This is a genomic window from Pseudomonas sp. 8_5_2, assembly GCF_059295255.1.
In genome coordinates this window covers 1,714,740-1,735,174 of record NZ_CM181238.1, presented here as the reverse complement: position 1 = coordinate 1,735,174, position 20,435 = coordinate 1,714,740, and the positions used below count along the sequence as shown (strand labels likewise).

At 61.8% G+C, this 20,435-nt stretch carries 18 protein-coding genes; 13 read left to right on the top strand and 5 right to left on the bottom strand.

The features are described 5' to 3' along the window. Positions 1-30: 30 nt before the first annotated feature. The 4 genes from AC5O5R_RS07980 (at position 31) to AC5O5R_RS07965 (ending at position 4,980) form a co-directional block, all read left to right on the top strand. Complete coding sequence (locus AC5O5R_RS07980) at positions 31-1,359, top strand: urate hydroxylase PuuD (RefSeq protein WP_172220428.1); 1,329 nt, start codon at positions 31-33, stop codon at positions 1,357-1,359. A gap of 208 nt (positions 1,360-1,567) precedes the next feature. Continuing rightward, positions 1,568-2,923, top strand: a complete 1,356-nt coding sequence (locus tag AC5O5R_RS07975; protein WP_172220431.1) for a nucleobase:cation symporter-2 family protein — start codon at positions 1,568-1,570, stop codon at positions 2,921-2,923. Positions 2,924-3,058: 135 nt separating this feature from the next. Continuing rightward, positions 3,059-3,844, top strand: coding sequence for an outer membrane protein OmpK (locus tag AC5O5R_RS07970; protein WP_172220434.1), 786 nt, complete (start codon positions 3,059-3,061; stop codon positions 3,842-3,844). 353 nt (positions 3,845-4,197) lie between these two features. Beyond that, complete coding sequence (locus AC5O5R_RS07965) at positions 4,198-4,980, top strand: outer membrane protein OmpK (RefSeq protein WP_172220437.1); 783 nt, start codon at positions 4,198-4,200, stop codon at positions 4,978-4,980. 75 nt (positions 4,981-5,055) lie between these two features. Here AC5O5R_RS07965 and AC5O5R_RS07960 read toward each other — a convergent pair whose 3' ends face one another. Then, on the bottom strand, positions 5,056-5,970 hold the full coding sequence (locus tag AC5O5R_RS07960) for a DUF808 domain-containing protein (protein WP_494515154.1): 915 nt from the start codon (positions 5,968-5,970) through the stop codon (positions 5,056-5,058). 132 nt (positions 5,971-6,102) lie between these two features. On the opposite strand from AC5O5R_RS07960, the gene AC5O5R_RS07955 reads away from it, so the two are divergent. After that, a complete protein-coding gene (locus tag AC5O5R_RS07955) occupies positions 6,103-6,714 on the top strand; it encodes a TetR/AcrR family transcriptional regulator (RefSeq protein ID WP_014590197.1) in 612 nt (203 codons plus the stop codon). A 203-nt stretch (positions 6,715-6,917) separates the two neighbouring features. On the opposite strand, the gene AC5O5R_RS07950 is transcribed toward AC5O5R_RS07955, so the two are convergent. Next, positions 6,918-7,358, bottom strand: coding sequence for a GlcG/HbpS family heme-binding protein (locus tag AC5O5R_RS07950; protein WP_172220443.1), 441 nt, complete (start codon positions 7,356-7,358; stop codon positions 6,918-6,920). A gap of 258 nt (positions 7,359-7,616) precedes the next feature. On the opposite strand from AC5O5R_RS07950, the gene gcl reads away from it, so the two are divergent. The 6 genes from gcl to AC5O5R_RS07920 all read left to right on the top strand — a co-directional run bounded on the left by gcl (position 7,617) and on the right by AC5O5R_RS07920 (position 15,280). Next, entirely contained in the window at positions 7,617-9,392 is a 1,776-nt protein-coding gene (gcl, locus tag AC5O5R_RS07945; protein ID WP_172220446.1) for a glyoxylate carboligase, read from the top strand. 57 nt (positions 9,393-9,449) lie between these two features. After that, positions 9,450-10,232, top strand: coding sequence for a hydroxypyruvate isomerase (gene hyi / locus AC5O5R_RS07940; protein ID WP_172220449.1), 783 nt, complete (start codon positions 9,450-9,452; stop codon positions 10,230-10,232). A 195-nt stretch (positions 10,233-10,427) separates the two neighbouring features. Beyond that, complete coding sequence (locus AC5O5R_RS07935) at positions 10,428-11,321, top strand: 2-hydroxy-3-oxopropionate reductase (RefSeq protein WP_172220452.1); 894 nt, start codon at positions 10,428-10,430, stop codon at positions 11,319-11,321. A gap of 248 nt (positions 11,322-11,569) precedes the next feature. Continuing rightward, complete coding sequence (locus AC5O5R_RS07930) at positions 11,570-12,844, top strand: glycerate kinase type-2 family protein (RefSeq protein WP_172220456.1); 1,275 nt, start codon at positions 11,570-11,572, stop codon at positions 12,842-12,844. Then, complete coding sequence (pyk, locus tag AC5O5R_RS07925) at positions 12,841-14,256, top strand: pyruvate kinase (protein WP_494515153.1); 1,416 nt, start codon at positions 12,841-12,843, stop codon at positions 14,254-14,256. The genes AC5O5R_RS07930 and pyk overlap by 4 nt, the downstream gene beginning before the upstream one ends. A gap of 148 nt (positions 14,257-14,404) precedes the next feature. Further along, complete coding sequence (locus AC5O5R_RS07920) at positions 14,405-15,280, top strand: urea transporter (protein WP_172229282.1); 876 nt, start codon at positions 14,405-14,407, stop codon at positions 15,278-15,280. Between the two features lie 7 nt (positions 15,281-15,287). Here AC5O5R_RS07920 and AC5O5R_RS07915 read toward each other — a convergent pair whose 3' ends face one another. Continuing rightward, positions 15,288-16,115: an RHS repeat-associated core domain-containing protein gene (locus AC5O5R_RS07915; protein ID WP_172229284.1), complete on the bottom strand. Its 828-nt coding sequence runs from the start codon at positions 16,113-16,115 to the stop codon at positions 15,288-15,290. Between the two features lie 159 nt (positions 16,116-16,274). Here AC5O5R_RS07915 and AC5O5R_RS07910 point away from each other — a divergent pair, with 159 nt between their 5' ends. After that, on the top strand, positions 16,275-17,093 hold the full coding sequence (locus AC5O5R_RS07910; RefSeq protein ID WP_172229286.1) for an ion transporter: 819 nt from the start codon (positions 16,275-16,277) through the stop codon (positions 17,091-17,093). Between the two features lie 218 nt (positions 17,094-17,311). After that, on the top strand, positions 17,312-18,313 hold the full coding sequence (locus AC5O5R_RS07905; RefSeq protein ID WP_172229288.1) for a sulfate ABC transporter substrate-binding protein: 1,002 nt from the start codon (positions 17,312-17,314) through the stop codon (positions 18,311-18,313). Positions 18,314-18,436: 123 nt separating this feature from the next. On the opposite strand, the gene AC5O5R_RS07900 is transcribed toward AC5O5R_RS07905, so the two are convergent. After that, positions 18,437-19,363 (bottom strand): class I SAM-dependent methyltransferase, encoded by a 927-nt coding sequence (locus AC5O5R_RS07900; RefSeq protein ID WP_372242451.1) that lies wholly within the window; start codon positions 19,361-19,363, stop codon positions 18,437-18,439. 155 nt (positions 19,364-19,518) lie between these two features. Next, on the bottom strand, positions 19,519-20,418 hold the full coding sequence (locus AC5O5R_RS07895; RefSeq protein WP_172229292.1) for a DMT family transporter: 900 nt from the start codon (positions 20,416-20,418) through the stop codon (positions 19,519-19,521). Positions 20,419-20,435: the final 17 nt, after the last annotated feature.

Below are 20,435 nucleotides of genomic sequence, written 5' to 3'. Positions count from 1 at the left end.
CCTGAACGGTGACTGGCAGAGGTACATACTGTGGAAGCACACCTTCACGAATGGCTGAACCTGAGCATTCGCTGGGTTCACATGATCACCGGTGTCGCCTGGATCGGTGCATCGTTCTACTTCGTCTGGCTGGAGAACCACCTGAACCGAAGCAACCCGCGCGATGGGTTGTCGGGTGATCTCTGGGCGATTCACGGCGGTGGTATCTACCACCTGGAGAAATACAAGCTCGCACCCCCGAAAATGCCCGAGAACCTGCACTGGTTCAAATGGGAAGCCTACTTCACCTGGATGTCCGGTATCGCCCTGCTGTGCGTGGTGTTCTACTGGAACCCGGCGCTGTACCTGCTGGCCCCTGGCAGCACCCTGAGCGGCGCCGAAGGTGTGGCCATCGGTATCGGCTCGCTGGTCGCCGGCTGGTTCATCTACGACTTCCTGTGCGACTCGCCTCTGGGCAAGAAGCCAGCGCTGCTCGGCGGTGTCCTGTTCGTGCTGATCATTGCTGCATGCTGGGGCTTCAGCCTGGTGTTCAGCGGCCGTGGTGCGTACCTGCACACCGGCGCGATCATCGGCACCATCATGGTCGGCAACGTGTTCCGCATCATCATGCCGGCCCAGCGCCAGCTGGTGGCGGCGATCGAGAACAACCAGACACCTGACCCGGTACTGCCGGCCAAGGGCCTGCTGCGCTCGCGTCACAACAACTACTTCACCCTGCCGGTGCTGTTCATCATGATCAGCAACCATTTCCCGAGCACCTACGGTAGCCAGTACAACTGGCTGATCCTGGCTGGCATTGCAGTGGCCGCGGTACTGATCCGCCACTACTTCAACACCCGCCATGACAGCAACAAGTACGCCTGGACCCTGCCCGTCGGCGCCCTGGCAATGATCTGCCTGGCCTATGTCACCGGCCCGAAACCGATGGCCGTAAGCCCGGAGCAAGCCGCAGCGAAGATCGAGTACCAGCCGCTGCCGGCGACCGCCGTAGGTGGCAAGACCGCTGCCGAGCAGCGCGCCGAGGACGCCGCCAAGGCTGCCGAAGCACCCGCCGCTGAAGCCCAGGCTCCTGCCCAGGCCACGGCGCAGGTTGGCGGTGACGCTTTCGACAAGATCCACAATGTCATCCAGGAACGCTGCACCGTGTGCCACTCGTCCAAGCCGACCAGCCCACTGTTCAGCGCGGCTCCTGCCGGCGTGATGTTCGACACCCCGCAGCAGATCCAGGCCCAGGCCGCGCGCATTCAGGCGCAAGCGGTCGCCAGCCAGATCATGCCGCTGGGCAACATCACCCAGATGACCACCGAAGAGCGCAAGCTGGTCGGTGACTGGATCGCCAAAGGCGCCCCGGTGAACTGATACACAACTCTCGGGATCTCGCCGCTCCTGTGGGAGCGGGTTCACCCGCGAAGAGGCCGGTATTGCCGGCCTCGGTTTCAAGCCATACGCAACAAGCTAGCATCGAGCGTTCAGACTCAAGCGGGAATTCCAGGCTCTCTTCACCGGGAGCCTGCCGCTTGGGCCTGCCGCTTGGATCCGAGAATAAAAACAAAACTCGAGGTGCTGCATGTCCGAGTCACGCAAGGCGTACATCCCTGTTGCGCCGCCGCGAGAACCTCTGCCCTTGTTCCAACTGATACTGGTTGGCCTGCAACACGTCCTGCTGATGTACGGTGGCGCAATCGCTGTGCCGTTGATCATCGGTCAGGCCGCCGGTTTGTCCCGTGAAGAAGTCGCTTTCCTGATCAACGCCGACCTGCTGGTCGCTGGCGTCGCCACCATCATCCAGTCATTCGGTATCGGCCCGGTGGGCATCCGCATGCCGGTGATGATGGGTGCCAGTTTTGCTGCCGTCGGCAGCATGGTGGCCATGGCCGGCATGCCGGGCGTAGGCCTGCAGGGGATTTTCGGTGCAACCATCGCCGCCGGCTTCTTCGGCATGCTGATCGCGCCGTTCATGTCCAAGGTCGTACGCTTCTTCCCGCCACTGGTCACCGGCACGGTGATCACCTCGATTGGCTTGTCACTGTTCCCGGTGGCAGTCAACTGGGCCGGTGGCGGCCATGAAGCGGAAGCCTTCGGTTCGCCAATCTACCTGATGGTAGCCGGCCTGGTGCTGGCGGTAATCCTGCTGATAAACCGCTTCATGCGTGGCTTCTGGGTCAACGTGTCGGTGCTGGTGGGCATGGGCCTGGGCTACATCCTGGCCGGTTCCATCGGCATGGTCGATCTGTCCGGCCTGAGCGACGCACCGTGGGTGCAAGTGGTAACCCCACTTCACTTCGGCATGCCGACCTTCAGCCTGGCGCCGATCCTGTCCATGTGCCTGGTGGTGGTGATCATCTTCGTCGAGTCCACCGGCATGTTCCTGGCCCTGGGCAAGGTGACCGATCGCGAAGTTACCCCAGGCATGCTGCGTCGCGGCCTGCTGTGCGATGCCGGTGCATCGTTTATCGCCGGGTTCTTCAACACCTTCACCCACTCCTCGTTCGCCCAGAACATCGGCCTGGTGCAGATGACCGGGGTGCGCTGCCGGTTTGTCACGATCGTCGCCGGTGCACTGCTGATCGTGCTGAGCCTGCTGCCCAAGGCGGCCTTCCTGATTGCCTCGATCCCGCCTGCCGTACTGGGCGGCGCCTCCATTGCCATGTTCGGCATGGTCACCGCCACCGGGATCAAGATTCTGCAGGAAGCGGACATCGGCGACCGCCGCAACCAGTTGCTGGTTGCCGTGAGTGTCGGCTTCGGGCTGATCCCCGTGGTGCGTCCGGAGTTCTTTGCGCAAATGCCGCAGTGGATGGAACCCATCACCCACAGCGGTATTGCCATGGCCACGGTCAGTGCCCTGGTGTTGAACGTGTTGTTCAACATCCTCGGTGGCGCCGATCGCGCTGTGCACAACGACGCCTGTCACCAGCACTGAGTCGCAGGGCGGCGCAACGCCGCCCTTTCTCCCCTTTGCATTGATCGCAACACCGTCGGCCCGCCGGAATGGGCCGCCCGGGGCGCCTGCGCGCCAAAAAAACCCAACAAAAACAATAAGTCCGGGAACCACAACATGAAACGCATCGCATCAAGTCTCTTGCTGGGCAGCAGCCTGCTGGCCACCCTCCCCGCTCACGCTGGCGAATGGCTGCAGTGGCACGGCGAAAGCCTGACCTACCTGTACGGCAAGGATTTCAAGGTCAACCCGAGCATCCAGCAGACGGTGACCTTCGAGCACGCCAACAAATGGAAGTACGGCGACACCTTCATGTTCGTCGACAAGATTTTCTACAACGGCAAGCCCGACCCGGGCAAAGGCGTGACCACCTACTACGGCGAGTTCAGCCCGCGCCTGTCGTTCGGCAAGATCTTCGACCAGAAGCTTGCCTTCGGCCCGATCAAGGACGTGTTGCTGGCCATGACCTACGAGCGTGGCGAGGGCGATAACGAGGCCTACCTGATCGGCCCCGGCTTTGACCTGGACATCCCCGGTTTCAACTACTTCACCCTCAACTTCTACGTGCGCAACACCGAGGGCAGCCGCCCCGGTGACAATGTCTGGCAGATCACCCCCGGTTGGTCGTACACCATCCCCGTGGGCAGGTCAGACATTCTGATCGACGGCTACCTGGACTGGGTCACCGACAACGACCAGACACGCCGCGGCACCTATCACGCCAACCTGCACATCAACCCGCAGGTCAAATACGACCTGGGCAAGGCGCTGAACCTGGGCGCCAAACAGCTTTATGTCGGCTTTGAATACAGCTACTGGAAGGACAAATACGGCATCGACAGCCGCGGTAACCTGGACAGTAACCAGAGCGTCGCCAGTGCCCTTGTCAAGGTACACTTCTAGAAAGTTGACCAAACGCACAAGTTTGTATCACCCCGCTCCAGGACGGAGCACTTGAGGCCCGGCGCGCAAGCCAGTAATCTGCGCGCCCCCTCGATCAGGGCAGAACGGATTCTGCCTGCGTTTACTGACCGCTCAGTCAATGAATACGGGCGGTTGGCCAACGTGTTGCCAGCCTGAAAGACCCTTTTCATCCGTTCAGAACGAAGTCGAGCAGGAAGGTTTTGCCAACCCGGAAAAGTTGGCCCAACCCTTGCCAAACAGCTGTGGCCTATCGAAAAAAGCTGACCCGAAAGACAAGAACAGCGCCACCACCGAGCGCTGACAACAGATCAACCAAGGGAGCGACACTCGCGATGCGTACCATCAATAGCCTGATCCTCGCCGGCGGCCTGCTGGCCTGCGGCGCCACCCAAGCCGACGACCTGCTGCAGTGGCAGAACAACAGCCTGACCTACCTGTGGGGCAAGAACTTCAAGGTCAACCCGGCGATCCAGCAGACGGTCACCTTCGAGCACGCGGACGGCTGGAAATACGGCGACAACTTCATCTTTGTCGACAAGATCTTCTACCAGGGGCAGAAAGACGCAGGTAACGGCCCGAACACCTACTACGGCGAGATCAGCCCGCGCCTGTCGTTCAACAAGATCTTCGACCAGAAGCTGGAATTCGGCCCGGTCAAGGACGTGCTGCTGGCGATGACCTACGAGTTTGGCGAGGGTGACACCGAAAGCTACCTGATCGGCCCCGGCTTCGACCTGGCCATCCCCGGCTTCGACTACTTCCAGCTGAACTTCTACAACCGCACCACCGATGGCAGCCGCGCCGGCGACAACGTGTGGCAGATCACCCCGGTATGGTCGTACACCATCCCGGTCGGCGATTCCGACGTGCTGATCGATGGCTTCATGGACTGGGTGGTGGACAATGACGAGAACCGCCGCGGCACCTACCAGGCCAACTTGCACTTCAACCCGCAGATCAAGTATGACCTGGGCAAGGCGTTGCACCTGGGCGAGAAACAGCTGTACGTGGGTGTGGAGTACGATTACTGGAAGAACAAGTACGGGATCAAGGATTCCGATGCGTTCACCACTGACCAGAACACCATGAGCTTCCTGGTCAAGGTTCACTTCTGACCTGTATGTCGGGGGCCGCTTTGCGGCCCCATTGCTTAACTGACTGGCATTAAGGCAAAGCCCCGGCCATGCGCCTCAAGTGGCCGGCCTAACCGCCCGCCACACTTTCCCCGCAATGCTTACCACGGCCAGCACCACGGCACCGGCCACCACACCTACCCCAGCGTTGAGCAGCGCACCTGTCAACGCCCCGCCGCGCCCTTCGCTGAATGCCTCGATGGCGTGATGCAAAGGCGCGATGCCATGCACCAGAATCCCGCCGCCTACCAGGAACATGGCCGCGGTGCCGATCACCGACAGGCTCTTCATCATGTATGGCGCCGCCCGCAGGATGCCGTTGCCGAGCCCCTGCGCCAGGCGCGATGCCTTGGTAGTCATCCACAACCCAAGGTCATCCAGCTTGACGATGCCGCCGACCAGCCCGTAAACGCCAATGGTCATGACAATGGCGATGCCCGACAGCACGATGATCTGCTGGGGCAGCGGCGAGTCGGCGACGATGCCCAGGGTAATGGCGATGATTTCCGCCGACAGGATGAAATCAGTGCGCACCGCGCCTTTGATCTTGGCCTTCTCGAAGGCCACAAGGTCAACACTGGCATCCGCCACCGCCTCCTTGCGTGCCTCGTGTTGCGCCGCGTCATCCTCCTTGCTGTGCAAGAACTTGTGGGCCAGCTTCTCGAAGCCTTCAAAGCACAGGTACGCCCCGCCCAGCATCAGCAACGGCGTCACCGCCCAGGGGATGAAGGCACTGATCAGCAGCGCCGCCGGCACCAGGATGGCCTTGTTCACCAGCGAGCCCTTGGCCACCGCCCATACCACCGGCAGTTCGCGGTCGGCACGCACTCCGGTGACCTGCTGGGCATTGAGCGCCAGGTCGTCGCCCAATACACCTGCGGTCTTTTTTGCCGCGACCTTGGTCATCAGCGAAACGTCGTCCAGCAAGGTGGCGATGTCGTCGATCAGTACCAGTAGACTGCTTCCTGCCATGTTGAGCTGTTTCCAAATGTGTGAATGAGCGGGAGTCTAGCCCAAAGCCGCTGCCTTGAGCGCCCGTCGAGCCCGGTGCTACCATGCCCGATCCCTCTTAGAGGTGGCCAGACACGAGGAAGATCCCTGACCATGAGCACCATTCGCGAGCGCAACAAGGAACTGATCCTGCGCGCGGCCAGCGAGGAATTCGCCGACAAGGGCTTCGCCGCCACCAAGACCAGCGATATCGCGGCCAAGGCCGGCCTGCCCAAGCCGAACGTGTATTACTACTTCAAGTCCAAGGACAACCTCTACCGCGAGGTCCTGGAGAGCATCATCGCGCCGATCATGCAGGCATCCACGCCGTTCAATGCCGACGGCGATCCGAAAGAAGTGCTGAGTGCGTACATTCGCTCGAAGATTCGCATTTCGCGGGACCTGCCCCATGCGTCCAAAGTGTTTGCCAGCGAAATCATGCATGGCGCGCCGCACCTGTCGCCGAACCAGGTGGAACAGCTGAACGAACAGGCCCGTCACAATATCGAGTGCATCCAGCGCTGGATCGACCGCGGGCAGATCGCCCACGTCGATGCCCACCACCTGATGTTCAGCATCTGGGCAGCGACGCAGACGTACGCGGATTTCGACTGGCAGATTTCGGCAGTGACCGGCAAGGCCAAGCTGGCTGACAGTGATTATGATGCGGCGGCCGAGACCATCATTCGCATGGTGCTCAAGGGTTGTGAGCCAGAGGTGGCCTGACAGGGCCAGTGGGGCTGCTTTGCAGCCCATGCCGGCAAGCCAGCTGCCACAGGTCCTCCACAGACCTGAAGATCGGTGAAGCACCTCTGGGAGCCAGCTTGCAGAAAACCATACAATCTCCCGCAGGGCCATCACAGATCTGACTGTGGTGTCCCTGTGGGAGCTGGCTTGCCGGCGATGAGGCCAGAACAGGCAATAAAGGTTTAAGCTGCTACACCCGCATCCGCCCGCAACCCCACCTCCTCGATCGCACTGATCGCACACTGCTCGTCGATATCCGACGTATCGCCGCTGATCCCTACCGCACCCAGCACCTTGCCATCCTGATCACGAATCAGCACCCCACCCGGTGCCGGCACCACCGGCCGTTCCCCCAACCCGTTAAGCGCAGCAAAGAACGCCGGACGCTGCTGTGCATCCAGTGCCAGCAAACGCGAGCCCTTGCCCAGTGCAATCGCCCCCCAGGCCTTGCCCGTGGCCACCTCGGGCCGGATCAGGCTGGCACCATCCTCGCGCTGCAGCGCCAGCAGGTGCCCGCCGGCATCCAGCACCGCCACGGTCAGCGGCGCGGCGTTGATCTTGCGGCCCGCTGCCAGCGCGGCATTGACCAGGCTGACGGCGAGTTTCAGGTTCAAAGCATTCATGCAAAAGGTCCTCTTCTTGTTGTGAGAAGCCCTGAGGGCAGTTGAAAACCGATCACACAAATAGAACACAACGAACAGTATTTTTGTATACAATATTTTCAAATGATCGTATGCGATAGCGCAAACCCCTGTTTTCACGGGCGCTCAGACGAAAGCCAGCTGACCCGATGAAAACCCATTGACCTAAACCGTCAGGCGTGAATACACTCTGTCGCAAAGCAAGTTGTATACAATTACAAAATCGATGAGGCACAACCCATGAGCAAAATGAGAGCAATCGATGCGGCCGTTCTGGTCATGCGCCGTGAAGGTGTAGATACCGCGTTCGGCATCCCAGGGGCTGCCATCAACCCGTTGTACTCGGCCCTGAAGAAAGTCGGTGGCATCGATCACGTCCTCGCTCGCCACGTCGAAGGTGCCTCGCACATGGCCGAGGGCTACACCCGTGCCAACCCAGGCAACATCGGCGTGTGCATCGGCACTTCCGGCCCGGCCGGCACCGACATGGTCACCGGCCTGTACAGTGCCGCTGCCGACTCCATCCCGATCCTCTGCATCACCGGCCAGGCCCCACGTGCGCGTCTGCACAAAGAAGACTTCCAGGCTGTCGACATCACCAGCATCGTCAAGCCGGTCACCAAGTGGGCCACCACCGTTCTGGAGCCAGGCCAGGTGCCTTACGCCTTCCAGAAGGCCTTCTACGAAATGCGTACCGGCCGCCCAGGCCCTGTGCTGATCGACCTGCCGTTCGACGTGCAGATGGCCGAAATCGAATTCGACATCGACGCCTACGAGCCACTGGCAGTCAACAAGCCGTCCGCCACTCGCGTTCAGGCCGAAAAAGCCCTCGCCATGCTCAATGACGCCGAGCGCCCACTGCTGGTAGCCGGCGGCGGCATCATCAACGCCGACGCCAGCGACAAGCTGGTCGAGTTTGCCGAACTGACCGGCGTACCGGTGATCCCGACCCTGATGGGCTGGGGCACCATCCCGGATGACCACGCACAAATGGTCGGCATGGTCGGCCTGCAGACCTCGCACCGCTACGGCAACGCCACCCTGCTGAAATCCGACCTGGTGTTCGGTATCGGCAACCGCTGGGCCAACCGCCACACCGGCTCCGTCGACGTCTACACCGAAGGCCGCAAGTTCGTGCACGTCGACATCGAACCGACCCAGATTGGCCGCGTGTTCACCCCGGACCTGGGTATCGTTTCCGATGCTGGCAAGGCGCTGGACATGTTCCTCGAAGTGGCCCGCGAGTGGAAAGCCGCTGGCAAGCTGAAAGACCGTGCCGCCTGGCTGGAAGACTGCCAGCAGCGCAAGGCCAGCCTGCAGCGCAAGACCCACTTTGACAACGTGCCGGTGAAACCGCAGCGCGTGTACGAAGAAATGAACCAGGTGTTCGGCAAAGACACCTGCTACGTCAGCACCATCGGCCTGTCGCAGATTGCCGGCGCGCAGTTCCTGCACGTGTACAAACCACGCCACTGGATCAACTGCGGCCAGGCCGGCCCGCTGGGCTGGACCATCCCGGCAGCCCTGGGCGTGGTGAAAGCCGATCCGAAGCGCAAGGTTGTAGCGCTGTCGGGTGACTACGACTTCCAGTTCATGATCGAAGAACTGGCAGTGGGCGCGCAGTTCAACCTGCCATACGTCCACGTACTGGTGAACAACGCCTACCTGGGCCTGATCCGCCAGGCGCAGCGTGGCTTCGACATGGATTACTGTGTACAACTGGCGTTCGAGAACATCAACTCGACCGACGCCGCCAGCTACGGTGTGGACCACGTAGCCGTGGTCGAAGGCCTCGGCTGCAAGGCCATCCGCGTATTCGAGCCGGCCGAAATCGCCCCTGCCCTGCTCAAGGCGCAGAAGATGGCCGAAGAGTTCCGCGTACCGGTGGTTGTCGAAGTGATTCTCGAGCGTGTCACCAACATTTCGATGGGTACCGAGATCAACGCGGTCAACGAGTTCGAAGACCTGGCCCTGGTCGGCAACGACGCGCCTACCGCGATCTCGATGCTCGACTGAATGCCTGACGCCCCCGCGCCAGCACGGCCGGGGGCTCTATTCTGCAAGGAGACAACCATGCCTCGCTTCGCTGCCAACCTGTCCATGCTGTTCACCGAACAGGACTTCCTGGCCCGCTTCAAGGCTGCCGCAGACGCTGGTTTCAGCGGCGTCGAGTACCTTTTCCCGTATGACTTCAGCGCCGCCGAAATCAAGCAGCAGCTGGACGCCAACGGCCTGACCCAGGTGCTGTTCAACCTGCCGGCGGGCGACTGGGCCAAGGGCGAACGTGGCATCACCTGCCACCCCGACCGCGTCGAAGAGTTCCGCGCCGGGGTCGACAAGGCCATCGAATACGCCAAGGTGCTCGGCAACACCCAGGTCAACGCCCTGGCCGGCATTCGCCCGCAAGGCCTGCAGTGCGCCGACGTGCGCAAAACCTTCGTCGACAACCTCAAGTATGCCGCCGACAAGCTCAAGGCCGCCGGGATCCGCCTGGTCATGGAAATGATCAACACCCGCGACATCCCGGGCTTCTACCTGAACACCACCCAGCAGGCCCTGGAAATCCAGGCCGAAGTGGGCAGCGACAACCTGTTCCTGCAGTACGACATCTACCACATGCAGATCATGGAAGGTGACCTGGCTCGCACCATGGAAACCAACCTGAAGCTGATCAACCATATCCAGCTGGCCGACAACCCCGGCCGCAACGAGCCAGGCACCGGCGAGATCAACTACCGCTTCCTGTTCGAGCACCTGGACCGCATCGGCTACCAGGGCTGGGTGGGCGCGGAATACAAGCCGCTGACCACCACTGAAGCCGGCCTGGGCTGGCTGAAGACCCACAACGCAATCTGAAGGCTGCTCACACCCTGTGACACACAATTGACCTTGTGGGACCGGGTTCACCCGCGAACACCGGCAAAGCCGGTGCCATCCACCGCGGTGCCTGCTTCGCGGGTAAACCCGCTCCCACAGGAGTTTTGTGTCCAACAGGAGGACTGTGCTGCCCTGTTCCATCGAGATTCAACAAATACAACGAGGTAATCTCTCATGGCTAAAATCGGTTTCATCGGCACCGGCATCATGGGCAAGCCCATGGCCCAGAACCTGCAAAAAGCAGGTCACAGCCTGTTCGTTTCCACTCACCACGACGCCGCCCCTGCCGACCTGATCGCAGCCGGTGCAGTGGCCCTGGCCAACCCTAAAGAAGTTGCCCAGGAAGCCGAATTCATCATCGTCATGGTCCCCGACACCCCACAGGTCGAGGCCGTACTGTTCGGTGAAAACGGCGTGGCCGAAGGCGTCGGCCCGAACAAGGTAGTGATCGACATGAGCTCGATCTCGCCGACCGCCACCAAAGCCTTCGCCGAAAAAATCAAGGCCACCGGCGCCGCCTACCTGGACGCCCCGGTGTCCGGTGGTGAAGTCGGTGCCAAGGCCGCGACCCTCAGCATCATGGTCGGTGGCTGCCCGAAAGCCTTCGAGCGCGCACTGCCGCTGTTCGAAGCCATGGGCAAGAACATCACCCGCGTGGGCGGCAACGGCGACGGCCAGACCGCCAAGGTCGCCAACCAGATCATCGTCGCCCTGAACATCCAGGCCGTCAGCGAAGCACTGCTGTTCGCCGCCAAGAACGGCGCCGATCCTGCCAAGGTGCGTGAAGCACTGATGGGCGGTTTCGCCTCGTCGAAAATCCTCGAAGTGCATGCCGAGCGCATGATCAAGGGCACCTTCGACCCAGGCTTCCGCATCAACCTGCACCAGAAAGACCTGAACCTGGCCCTGCAGGGCGCCAAGGAACTGGGCATCAACCTGCCCAACACCTCCAACGCCCAGCAAGTGTTCAACACCTGCCAGGCCCTGGGTGGCGGCAACTGGGACCACTCGGCGCTGATCAAAGGCCTGGAGCACATGGCCAACTTCTCGATCCGCGGCGACAAGTAATTCGAATTCGGGGGCTGCTGCGCAGCCCGATCGCCGGCAAGCCAGCTCCCACAGGGACCGCACAATCCCTCAATCCTGTGCTGTACCTGTGGGAGCTGGCCTGCCCGCGATGAATTCCACACCGATGAACCTGCGACCACAGGCTCATAAGGTGACACCGAGCAACACCCGCCCCTGGTTCGGCCTGCACGGAGGCAGTTCCAGGGGCGTTTTTGATTCTGCAGAACAACAATAACTGGGAGCCTGCCATGTCGGTCGATCCGCAAAAAATTCTCCGCGAGCTGTTCGACACAGCCATCGCTGCCGCCCACCCCCGCCAAGTCCTCGAACCCTACCTGCCCGCCGACCGTAGCGGCCGGGTCATCGTCATCGGCGCCGGCAAGGCCGCAGCCGCCATGGCCGAAGTGGTCGAGAAAAGCTGGCAGGGCGAAGTCTCTGGCCTGGTCGTGACCCGTTATGGCCACGGCGCCAACTGCCAGAAGATCGAAGTGGTCGAAGCCGCCCACCCGGTCCCTGATGCCGCCGGCCTGGCCGTGGCCAAGCGCGTGCTGGAGCTGGTCAGCAACCTCAACGAAGACGACCGCGTCATCTTCCTGCTGTCTGGCGGTGGCTCGGCGCTGCTGGCCCTGCCTGCCGAGGGCCTGACCCTGGCGGACAAGCAGCAGATCAACAAGTCGCTGCTGAAATCCGGCGCCACCATCGGCGAGATGAACTGCGTACGCAAGCACCTCTCGGCGATCAAGGGCGGCCGCCTGGCCAAGGCCTGCTGGCCGGCCACGGTCTACACCTATGCGATTTCCGATGTACCCGGCGACCTCGCCACGGTAATTGCCTCCGGCCCCACCGTGGCCGACCCGAGCACTTCGGCCGATGCGCTCGCCATCCTCAAGCGTTACAACATCGAAGCACCGAAAGCCGTTATCGACTGGCTCAACAACCCCGCATCGGAAACCGTCAAGGCCGATGACCCGGCCCTGGCCCGCAGCCACTTCCAGTTGATCGCCAAGCCCCAGCAGTCGCTTGAGGCAGCGGCGGTCAAAGCCCGTCAGGCCGGTTTCAGCCCGCTGATCCTCGGCGATCTGGAAGGTGAATCGCGCGAAGTGGCCAAGGTGCACGCCGGTATCGCCCGGCAGATCGTCCAGTACGGCCAGCCTTTGAAGGCGCCCTGCGTAATCCTGTCCGGCGGCGAAACCACCGTGACCGTACGCGGCAATGGCCGTGGCGGGCGCAACGCCGAGTTCCTGCTCAGCCTCACCGAAAGCCTCAAAGGCCTGCCGGGCGTGTATGCCCTGGCCGGTGATACCGACGGCATCGACGGCTCGGAAGAAAACGCCGGCGCCTTCATGACCCCAGGCAGCTACGCCCGCGCCGAGGCCCTGGGCCTGTCGGCCAGCGACGAGTTGGACAACAACAACGGCTACGGCTACTTCGCCGCACTGGATGCGCTGATCGTCACCGAGCCGACCCGCACCAACGTCAACGACTTCCGCGCCATCCTGATCCTCGAGACTGCCCAATCATGACGCCTGATAAAAAAGTCAAAATCCTCGCCACCCTTGGCCCTGCGATCAATGGCATCGATGACATCCGCCAGCTGGTCGAAGCCGGGGTGAACATCTTCCGCCTCAACTTCAGCCACGGCGAACATGCCGACCACGCCCTGCGCTACCAGTGGATCCGTGAAGTCGAGCAGCAGCTCAACTACCCGCTGGGCATCCTCATGGACCTGCAAGGGCCAAAGCTGCGCGTCGGCCGTTTTGCCGAGGGCAAGGTGCAGCTGCAACGCGGCCAGGCGCTGCGCCTGGACCTGGACAAAACCCCGGGCGACTGCCACCGGGTCAACCTGCCACACCCGGAAATCATCGCCGCGCTGGAGCCGGGCATGGACCTGCTGCTGGACGATGGCAAGCTGCGCCTGCGGGTTACCGCCAAGCACAGCGACGCCATCGACACCGAAGTGCTGAACGGTGGTGAGCTGTCCGACCGCAAGGGCGTCAACGTGCCGCAAGCGGTACTCGATCTGTCCCCGCTCACCGAAAAAGACCGCCGCGACCTGGCCTTCGGCCTGGAACTGGGCGTGGACTGGGTGGCCCTGTCATTCGTGCAGCGCCCGGAAGACATCGTCGAGGCGCGCCAGCTGATTGGCGACCGCGCCTACCTGATGGCCAAGATCGAAAAACCTTCGGCGGTCGAGCAACTGCAAGCCATCGCCGAACTGGCAGATGCGATCATGGTGGCCCGTGGCGACCTGGGCGTGGAAGTACCGGCCGAAAGCGTGCCGCAGATCCAGAAGCGCATCATCGCTACCTGCCGCCAGCTGGGCAAACCGGTGGTGGTGGCCACGCAGATGCTCGAGTCCATGCGCTTTTCGCCCGCCCCGACCCGTGCCGAAGTCACCGACGTGGCCAACGCCGTGGCCGAAGGTGCCGATGCGGTCATGCTGTCAGCCGAGACGGCCTCGGGTGACTACCCGCTCGAAGCCGTGCAGATGATGAGCAAGATCATCCGTCAGGTAGAAAACGGCCCGGACTACCAGGCCCAGCTGGATGTTGGCCGGCCGAAGGCCGAGGCTACCGTGTCGGACGCCATCAGCTGCGCGATTCGCCGCATCAGCGGCATCCTGCCGGTGGCGGTGCTGGTCAACTACAGCGAGTCGGGCGCCTCTACCCTGCGTACTGCGCGCGAGCGACCACGGGCACCGATCCTCAACCTGACGCCGAACCTGAACACCGCGCGCCGCCTGAGCGTGGCCTGGGGTGTGCACTCGGTGGTCAACGACCGCCTGCGTCAGGTTGACGAGGTGGTTTCAACTGCGCTGGAAATTGCCCAGGCGCAGGGTATGGCAACCCGTGGCGACACGCTGCTGATCACTGCCGGTGTGCCTTTCGGCAAGCCGGGGTCGACTAACACCCTGCGGATCGAGACCTTGATCTGAGATTGCAGGGGGCGCTTTGCGCCCCCTGTGGGAGCTGGCTTGCCGGCGAATGGAGGGCGCAGCCCTCCCCCAACACATAAAGCACACCTGCGGAAAACCTGAGGCCCAAAGAGGCCCACCGCCCTCCACCCACCTCACTGACTGCCCCATGTACAGTAAAAATTCCGTCAACCCGTGCCCCGACTGGGCCACGGCTATGCTCAACGGCTTCAGCCAGGTACTGCTGCTGCGCAGCCCCCTGTGCGGCCTGTGCTGCCTGCTGGCCATCCTGCTCACCGCGCCCAGCCTGGTCGGCGGCGCCCTGCTCGGCGCCCTGGCCGGCCTGCTGACTGCCCAGGCCCGCGGCTACGACCGCGCCGACCGCCAGGCCGGGCTGTACTGCTACAACGGCGTGCTGATCGGCATCCTGATCTGCGCCGTGCTGCCCTGGTCGGTCATTCTGCCGCCGCTGATCATCGCTGCGGGTGGCCTGTCCAGCATCATTACCCACCAGTGGCGCAAGCGCGGTGGCAAGCTGTTGATCGCCTATACCGCGCCGTTCGTGCTGTTGGGCTGGGCCACGCTGCTGCTGGCCGACCCCGGCACCTCGGCGTCGGTCGACGCAGCCCCTCTATTTGCCGTATTTCGCGGCGTGGGCCAGATCTTCCTACTGGACCAGCCCATGGCAGGGCTGCTGATCGCCGGCGGTTTGTACCTGGCTAATCCCTATGCCGCCACCTGGGCGATAATTGGCTCATTGCTAGGCGCCGGCGTAGCTTGGCTAGCCGGCGATTTCCAGGCGGCATGGCTTGGACTTTATGGCTTCAACGCCGCGCTGGCGGCACTGGCATTCAGTCGGCAAGGAGAGCGGCCGTGGGTGACACTGCTGGCGATCGTCATGGCGATCGTTATTCAACGAACTGCGTCCAACCTCGACCTGCCGCTGCTGACTGCTCCATTCGTCGTCGCCAGCTGGGTCATGGGCGCCGTCCTGGTTCAAATGAAACCAGGCAGATCGCATCAAGACTTGACCCAACGCATGTGAAGGCCACTTAGTTCGATGATGTACTTCTAGTGCGCTGCATTAGAACGGAAAGATCATCACCATAGTCGTTGCTCTGGACATTCAGGCTGAGATCGGCAATTCCGACGGCTCGGGCTTTCCCCACTTTAGGCGATATGGCCTCGAGAAGAGTATCGACGTTAAACTTGAATTTTCTAAAACCAGCGTTCAGAAGGCCTTCGACTGTGCTTGGAGGAGCTTTGCTTGCCGGAATAAACAAATCGTCACGCCGATAAAAAACCTCGTCGCTCAAGAAGGAGTCAAATACCCTAGTTCTGGAGAGCTTTTCCCCCTTGATCTTAGTCCCAAACCCCATGAACTCATACCTTTCAAATTGTTCGCCTTTAAGTTTGTATACCGTCCTTTTCTTACCAAAATTTTCTATATCAATCAGTGGTCTAAGAAAATCGCGAAGGGGTTCCTTCGGTAGATTGAATTTATTCAACCGCTTGGTAAGAAGCGTTCTGCCACGTCCCGAAGGATCGTGAAAATTTACGGGATCGCCAGAGCAGTATGCGTAGGCGTTGACTCCGCCCGCACCAAAGGGGCTTAGGCTGTCGGAGCTCAGGAACCGCATGATTGCCGGGCGATACACCCTGTGCCCGTTGCCCATCAGATATCCCTGCACGGCGGGATCAAACCACTGCCCGACAAACCGCAGCCCGCCGCCGGCCCGCTGCTTGGGAAGCTGCCCATAGGGTGGAAAAGACCACTCCTCACGACGAACGCGCTGATCGGCGACGGTACTACCGAGGCCATCATCCTGCAGCAGAAGGGTTTCGCCGGCGCACGGGGGTGAAGCAGGTAATCCAGACATTCTGTTCGCTCCATTTTCAAGCAGACTGAGGCTCAATGATGGCCGCTGCCCTTGCAGCGGAAAACTGGCATTTCTAACAGTTCCCTAGCTCTGCGCCGGCTTGTGCATCTCACCCGCGCACCTTAGTGTTGATCATCAACGTCAAGTATCAGGTACCTCATGTCCTCGCAATCTTTGCGCGAACGCCTCTACGTCATCGTCTTCCAGACCGACACCGTAGCCGGCCGGCGCTTCGACAAGATCCTCCTGCTGATCATCCTGGCCAGCCTGGTCACGGTAATCCTCGACAGCATCGACGAGGTTCACCAAGGCTACGCCGGCCTGCTGGCCGCCATCGAGTGGGGCTTTACCGCGATCTTCCTGGCCGAGTACATCACCCGCCTGTACTGCTCGCCCAAGCCATTGCGTTACGCCTTCAGCTTCTACGGCTTGGTCGACCTGCTGGCGATCGTGCCGGGGGTCATCGCGCTGTACTACAGCGACGCCCAGTACCTGCTGATTATCCGGGTGATCCGGATGCTGCGGATCTTCCGCGTACTAAAGCTCAGCCCGTACCTCAAGCAGGCCAACTACCTGATGGAGGCGCTGCGCGGCAGCAAGCAGAAGATCATCGTGTTCCTGGTCAGCGTATCGACCCTGGTGACGGTGTTCGGCACCTTGATGTATGTGATCGAGGGGCCGGAGCATGGCTTCACCAGCATCCCCAAAGGGATCTACTGGGCCATCGTTACCCTGACGACGGTAGGCTTTGGCGACATCGTGCCGAAAACGCCACTCGGGCAGGTGCTGTCGTCACTGGTGATGATTACCGGTTATTCGATTATTGCCGTGCCGACCGGGATCTTCACCGCAGAGCTGGCCAATGCAATGCGCGGCGAGCAGTTGCAGCATGATTGCCCGACCTGCCACAAGAAAACCCATGAGCATGGGGCGGCGTTCTGTTCCCGGTGCGGGAATGGGTTGTTTCCCAAACAGTGATGTTGCCTGATCTGGCCCTATCGCCGGCAAGCCAGCTCCCACAAGTGCACTACAGCTATCAAGCCTTGTGCAGTACCTGTGGGAGCTGGCTTGCCGGCGATGGGGCCGGTATAGGCAGCGGAATAACCAAAGTCATTTTTGTTCTTTAATCCGCGCAAACCCACCCGCTATAGTCGCTGGCAACCTGCCCCAAAAACCTTCAAGAACAAGGACGCAACGTGAAAAAACTCTTCACCGCCTCGCTGCTCGCCGCAGGCCTGGCGCTGGGCAACATCGCCCAGGCCGCCCCGACCCTGCTGAACGTTTCCTACGACGTGATGCGCGACTTCTACAAGGACTACAACCCGGCCTTCCAGAAGCACTGGGAAGCCGAGCACAACGAGAAGGTCAACCTGCAGATGTCCTTCGGCGGCTCTAGCAAGCAGGCGCGTGCGGTGATCGATGGTCTGCCGGCCGATGTCATCACCATGAACATGGCCACCGACATCAATGCTCTGGCCGACAACGGCAAGCTGGTGCCGGACAACTGGGTGACCCGCCTGCCGAACAACAGCGCGCCATTCACCTCGGCCACCGTGTTCATCGTGCGCAAGGGCAACCCCAAGGCGCTGAAGGACTGGCCCGACCTGCTCAAGGACGGTGTGCAGGTGATCGTGCCCAACCCGAAGACCTCGGGTAACGGCCGCTACACCTACCTGTCGGCCTGGGGCTATGTGCTCAAGCAAGGCGGTGACGAGAACAAGGCCAAGGAATTTGTCGGCAAGCTGTTCAAGCAGGCACCCGTGCTGGACACCGGCGGCCGTGCGGCCACCACCACCTTCATGACCAACCAGATTGGTGACGTGCTGGTGACCTTCGAGAACGAAGCCGAGATGATCGCCCGCGAGTTTGGCCGCGACCAGTTCGAAGTGGTCTACCCGAGCGTGTCGGCCGAAGCCGAGCCGCCGGTGAGTGTGGTCGACAAGGTGGTGGCGAAGAAAGGCACCCAGGCCGTAGCCGAGGAATACCTGAAGTACCTGTGGTCGCCAGAGGCCCAGGAAATCGCCGCCAACAACTACCTGCGCCCGCGCGACGCGACGGTACTGGCCAAGTACACCGACCGTTTCCCGAAAGTCGATTTCCTGTCGGTGGAGAAGACCTTTGGTGACTGGCGCACCGTGCAGAAGACCCACTTCAACGATGGTGGGGTGTTTGACCAGATCTACACCAATAATCAGTAATTGATGCAGGCAAGTCGGCACTATCGCCGGCAAGCCAGCTCCCACAAGTACTGCACAGGTCTTGCATACTGTGCAGTCCCTGTGGGAGCTGGCTTGCCGGCGACAGGGCCGGTGCAGGCAATATCAGATCTGACGGAATACCAAGGCTTTGAGCCCCCCCGCCGGGTCCACATCCGGAAATTCCGGCGGGTTTTCCAGGCGCTCGACAAATGCCAGTGTCGGCGCCTGCTCCGCCATCCCCTCTATCAGGAATTCCGGCCCGATCCCCGGGTCGTTCACGCACGCCAGCACTGTCCCACCCTCGTTCAGCAGCTCTGGCAAGCGCCGCAGAATCTTCGCGTAGTCCTGAGTCAGCACGAAACTGCCGCGCTGGAACGTCGGCGGGTCGATGATGATCAGGTCATACGGCCCATACTTGCGCACCTTGCCCCATGACTTGAACAGCTCGTGCCCCAAGTACGCCACCCGCGAGGCATCGTGACCATTGAGCCGATGGTTGTCCCGTCCACGAGCCAGGGCCGACTTGGCCATGTCCAGGTTCACCACCTGCTCGGCGCCACCGGCAATCGCTACCACCGAGAAGCCACAGGTGTAGGCGAACAGGTTCAGCACGCGCTTGCCTGCAGCCTGCTCGCGCACCCAGCGCCGGCCATGACGCATGTCGAGGAACAGGCCGTTGTTCTGCCGCACGCCCAGGTCCAGCAGGTAGGTCAGGCCGTCCTCGACCACCTCGCGTTGCTGGCATGGCTCGCCCAGCAGCCACTGGCCCGGGCTGTCGGGCAGGTAGCGGTGCTGGATGATGATGGCTTGACCAGACCACAGTGGTTGCTCGGCCAGGCTGCGCAGCATGGCTTCCAGTTCGGCCAGCTGGCCTTCGGGCGGCTCGCGGAACAGCGCGACCGACAACACCCCTTGCAGCCAGTCGACGGTGACCTGCTCAAGGCCCGGCCAGCAGCGGCCGCGGCCGTGGAACAGGCGGCGGGTTTCCTGCGGGGCAGGGTCGAGGGCGGCGAGCAGATGTTGCTCCAGAGTCTGGATGGGCGAGGTCATGGTGGGTCGCAGGCTGGCAAAAAGCGGCATTCTACCCCCTGAGGGCGCTTTGCGCCCTATCGCCGGCAAGCCAGCTCCCACAGCACAGCACTACGCGTGAGGCTTGCGCAATAACTGTAGGAGCTGGCTTGCCGGCGATAGGGCGCGAAGCGGCCTCAATGGCCCTTGACCACTAACACCTTGGGCCTGAACCACCAGCCCTGCTGCATCCCCGCCGCGGCCAGCAGGATCAACCCCACCCCCAGCCACTGCAGCGGCGCCAGGCGATGCCCGAACGCCACCCAGTCGACCAGAATCGCCGCAATCGGGTAGATGAACGACAGCGCGCCGGTCAACGCCGTGGGCAGGCGCTGGATCGCGCTGTACAACAGCACATACATCAAGCCGGTGTGCACCATGCCCAGGGTCAGCAGGCTGGTCAGCGCCGGCACTTCAACCGGCAGCCCGCCGAGCTTGACCCACGGCGCCAGCAACAGCACGCCTGTAGTCACCTGGATCAAGGCGATCAGATGCGGGGGTGTGCCACTGAGGCGCTTGATGATCAACGCCGCAATTGCGTACAGGAACGCCGCCCCCAAGGCCAGTGCGATGCCCAGCAGGTAGTCCTCGCCGCCCCCCTGCCCCGTGCCATGGGCGCTGACGATGGCCAGCATGCCGAGGAACGCCACGCTCAGCCAGGTGAGCTTGGCCAAGGTGATCTTCTCGCCTAGAAACAGCGCCGCCAGGCCTACCAGTATGAACGGCTGCACGTTGTACACCGCCGTGCCGATAGCGATGGACGCTCGCGAGTACGAGGCAAACAACAGCAGCCAGTTACCGACGATGGCCATGCCACTGACAATTGCCAACAGGAACACCGTGCGGCTGATCACACCTGGCCGCAGAAAACCGAACGCAGCGCAAATCACCAGCAACGTCACCGCGCCGAACACACAACGCCAGAACACTACGTCCAGCACCGGCTGACCCGATACCAGCACGAACCAGCCTATGGTCCCCGAAATCAGCATGGCAGCGACCATTTCCAGCGAACCACGGCGCAACGAACTGTCCATCCCACACCTCCCATTGA

What these genes read in the sequence shown, in the direction of transcription:
- AC5O5R_RS07975 (WP_172220431.1), top strand. Translation starts at nt 1,568, where the DNA reads ATGTCCGAGTCACGCAAGGCGTACATCCCTGTTGCGCCGCCGCGAGAA.
- AC5O5R_RS07970 (WP_172220434.1), top strand. Translation starts at nt 3,059, where the DNA reads ATGAAACGCATCGCATCAAGTCTCTTGCTGGGCAGCAGCCTGCTGGCC.
- AC5O5R_RS07965 (WP_172220437.1), top strand. Translation starts at nt 4,198, where the DNA reads ATGCGTACCATCAATAGCCTGATCCTCGCCGGCGGCCTGCTGGCCTGC.
- AC5O5R_RS07960 (WP_494515154.1), bottom strand. Translation starts at nt 5,970, where the DNA reads ATGGCAGGAAGCAGTCTACTGGTACTGATCGACGACATCGCCACCTTG.
- AC5O5R_RS07955 (WP_014590197.1), top strand. Translation starts at nt 6,103, where the DNA reads ATGAGCACCATTCGCGAGCGCAACAAGGAACTGATCCTGCGCGCGGCC.
- AC5O5R_RS07950 (WP_172220443.1), bottom strand. Translation starts at nt 7,358, where the DNA reads ATGAATGCTTTGAACCTGAAACTCGCCGTCAGCCTGGTCAATGCCGCG.
- gcl (WP_172220446.1), top strand. Translation starts at nt 7,617, where the DNA reads ATGAGCAAAATGAGAGCAATCGATGCGGCCGTTCTGGTCATGCGCCGT.
- hyi (WP_172220449.1), top strand. Translation starts at nt 9,450, where the DNA reads ATGCCTCGCTTCGCTGCCAACCTGTCCATGCTGTTCACCGAACAGGAC.
- AC5O5R_RS07935 (WP_172220452.1), top strand. Translation starts at nt 10,428, where the DNA reads ATGGCTAAAATCGGTTTCATCGGCACCGGCATCATGGGCAAGCCCATG.
- AC5O5R_RS07930 (WP_172220456.1), top strand. Translation starts at nt 11,570, where the DNA reads ATGTCGGTCGATCCGCAAAAAATTCTCCGCGAGCTGTTCGACACAGCC.
- pyk (WP_494515153.1), top strand. Translation starts at nt 12,841, where the DNA reads ATGACGCCTGATAAAAAAGTCAAAATCCTCGCCACCCTTGGCCCTGCG.
- AC5O5R_RS07920 (WP_172229282.1), top strand. Translation starts at nt 14,405, where the DNA reads ATGTACAGTAAAAATTCCGTCAACCCGTGCCCCGACTGGGCCACGGCT.
- AC5O5R_RS07915 (WP_172229284.1), bottom strand. Translation starts at nt 16,115, where the DNA reads ATGTCTGGATTACCTGCTTCACCCCCGTGCGCCGGCGAAACCCTTCTG.
- AC5O5R_RS07910 (WP_172229286.1), top strand. Translation starts at nt 16,275, where the DNA reads ATGTCCTCGCAATCTTTGCGCGAACGCCTCTACGTCATCGTCTTCCAG.
- AC5O5R_RS07900 (WP_372242451.1), bottom strand. Translation starts at nt 19,363, where the DNA reads ATGACCTCGCCCATCCAGACTCTGGAGCAACATCTGCTCGCCGCCCTC.
- AC5O5R_RS07895 (WP_172229292.1), bottom strand. Translation starts at nt 20,418, where the DNA reads ATGGACAGTTCGTTGCGCCGTGGTTCGCTGGAAATGGTCGCTGCCATG.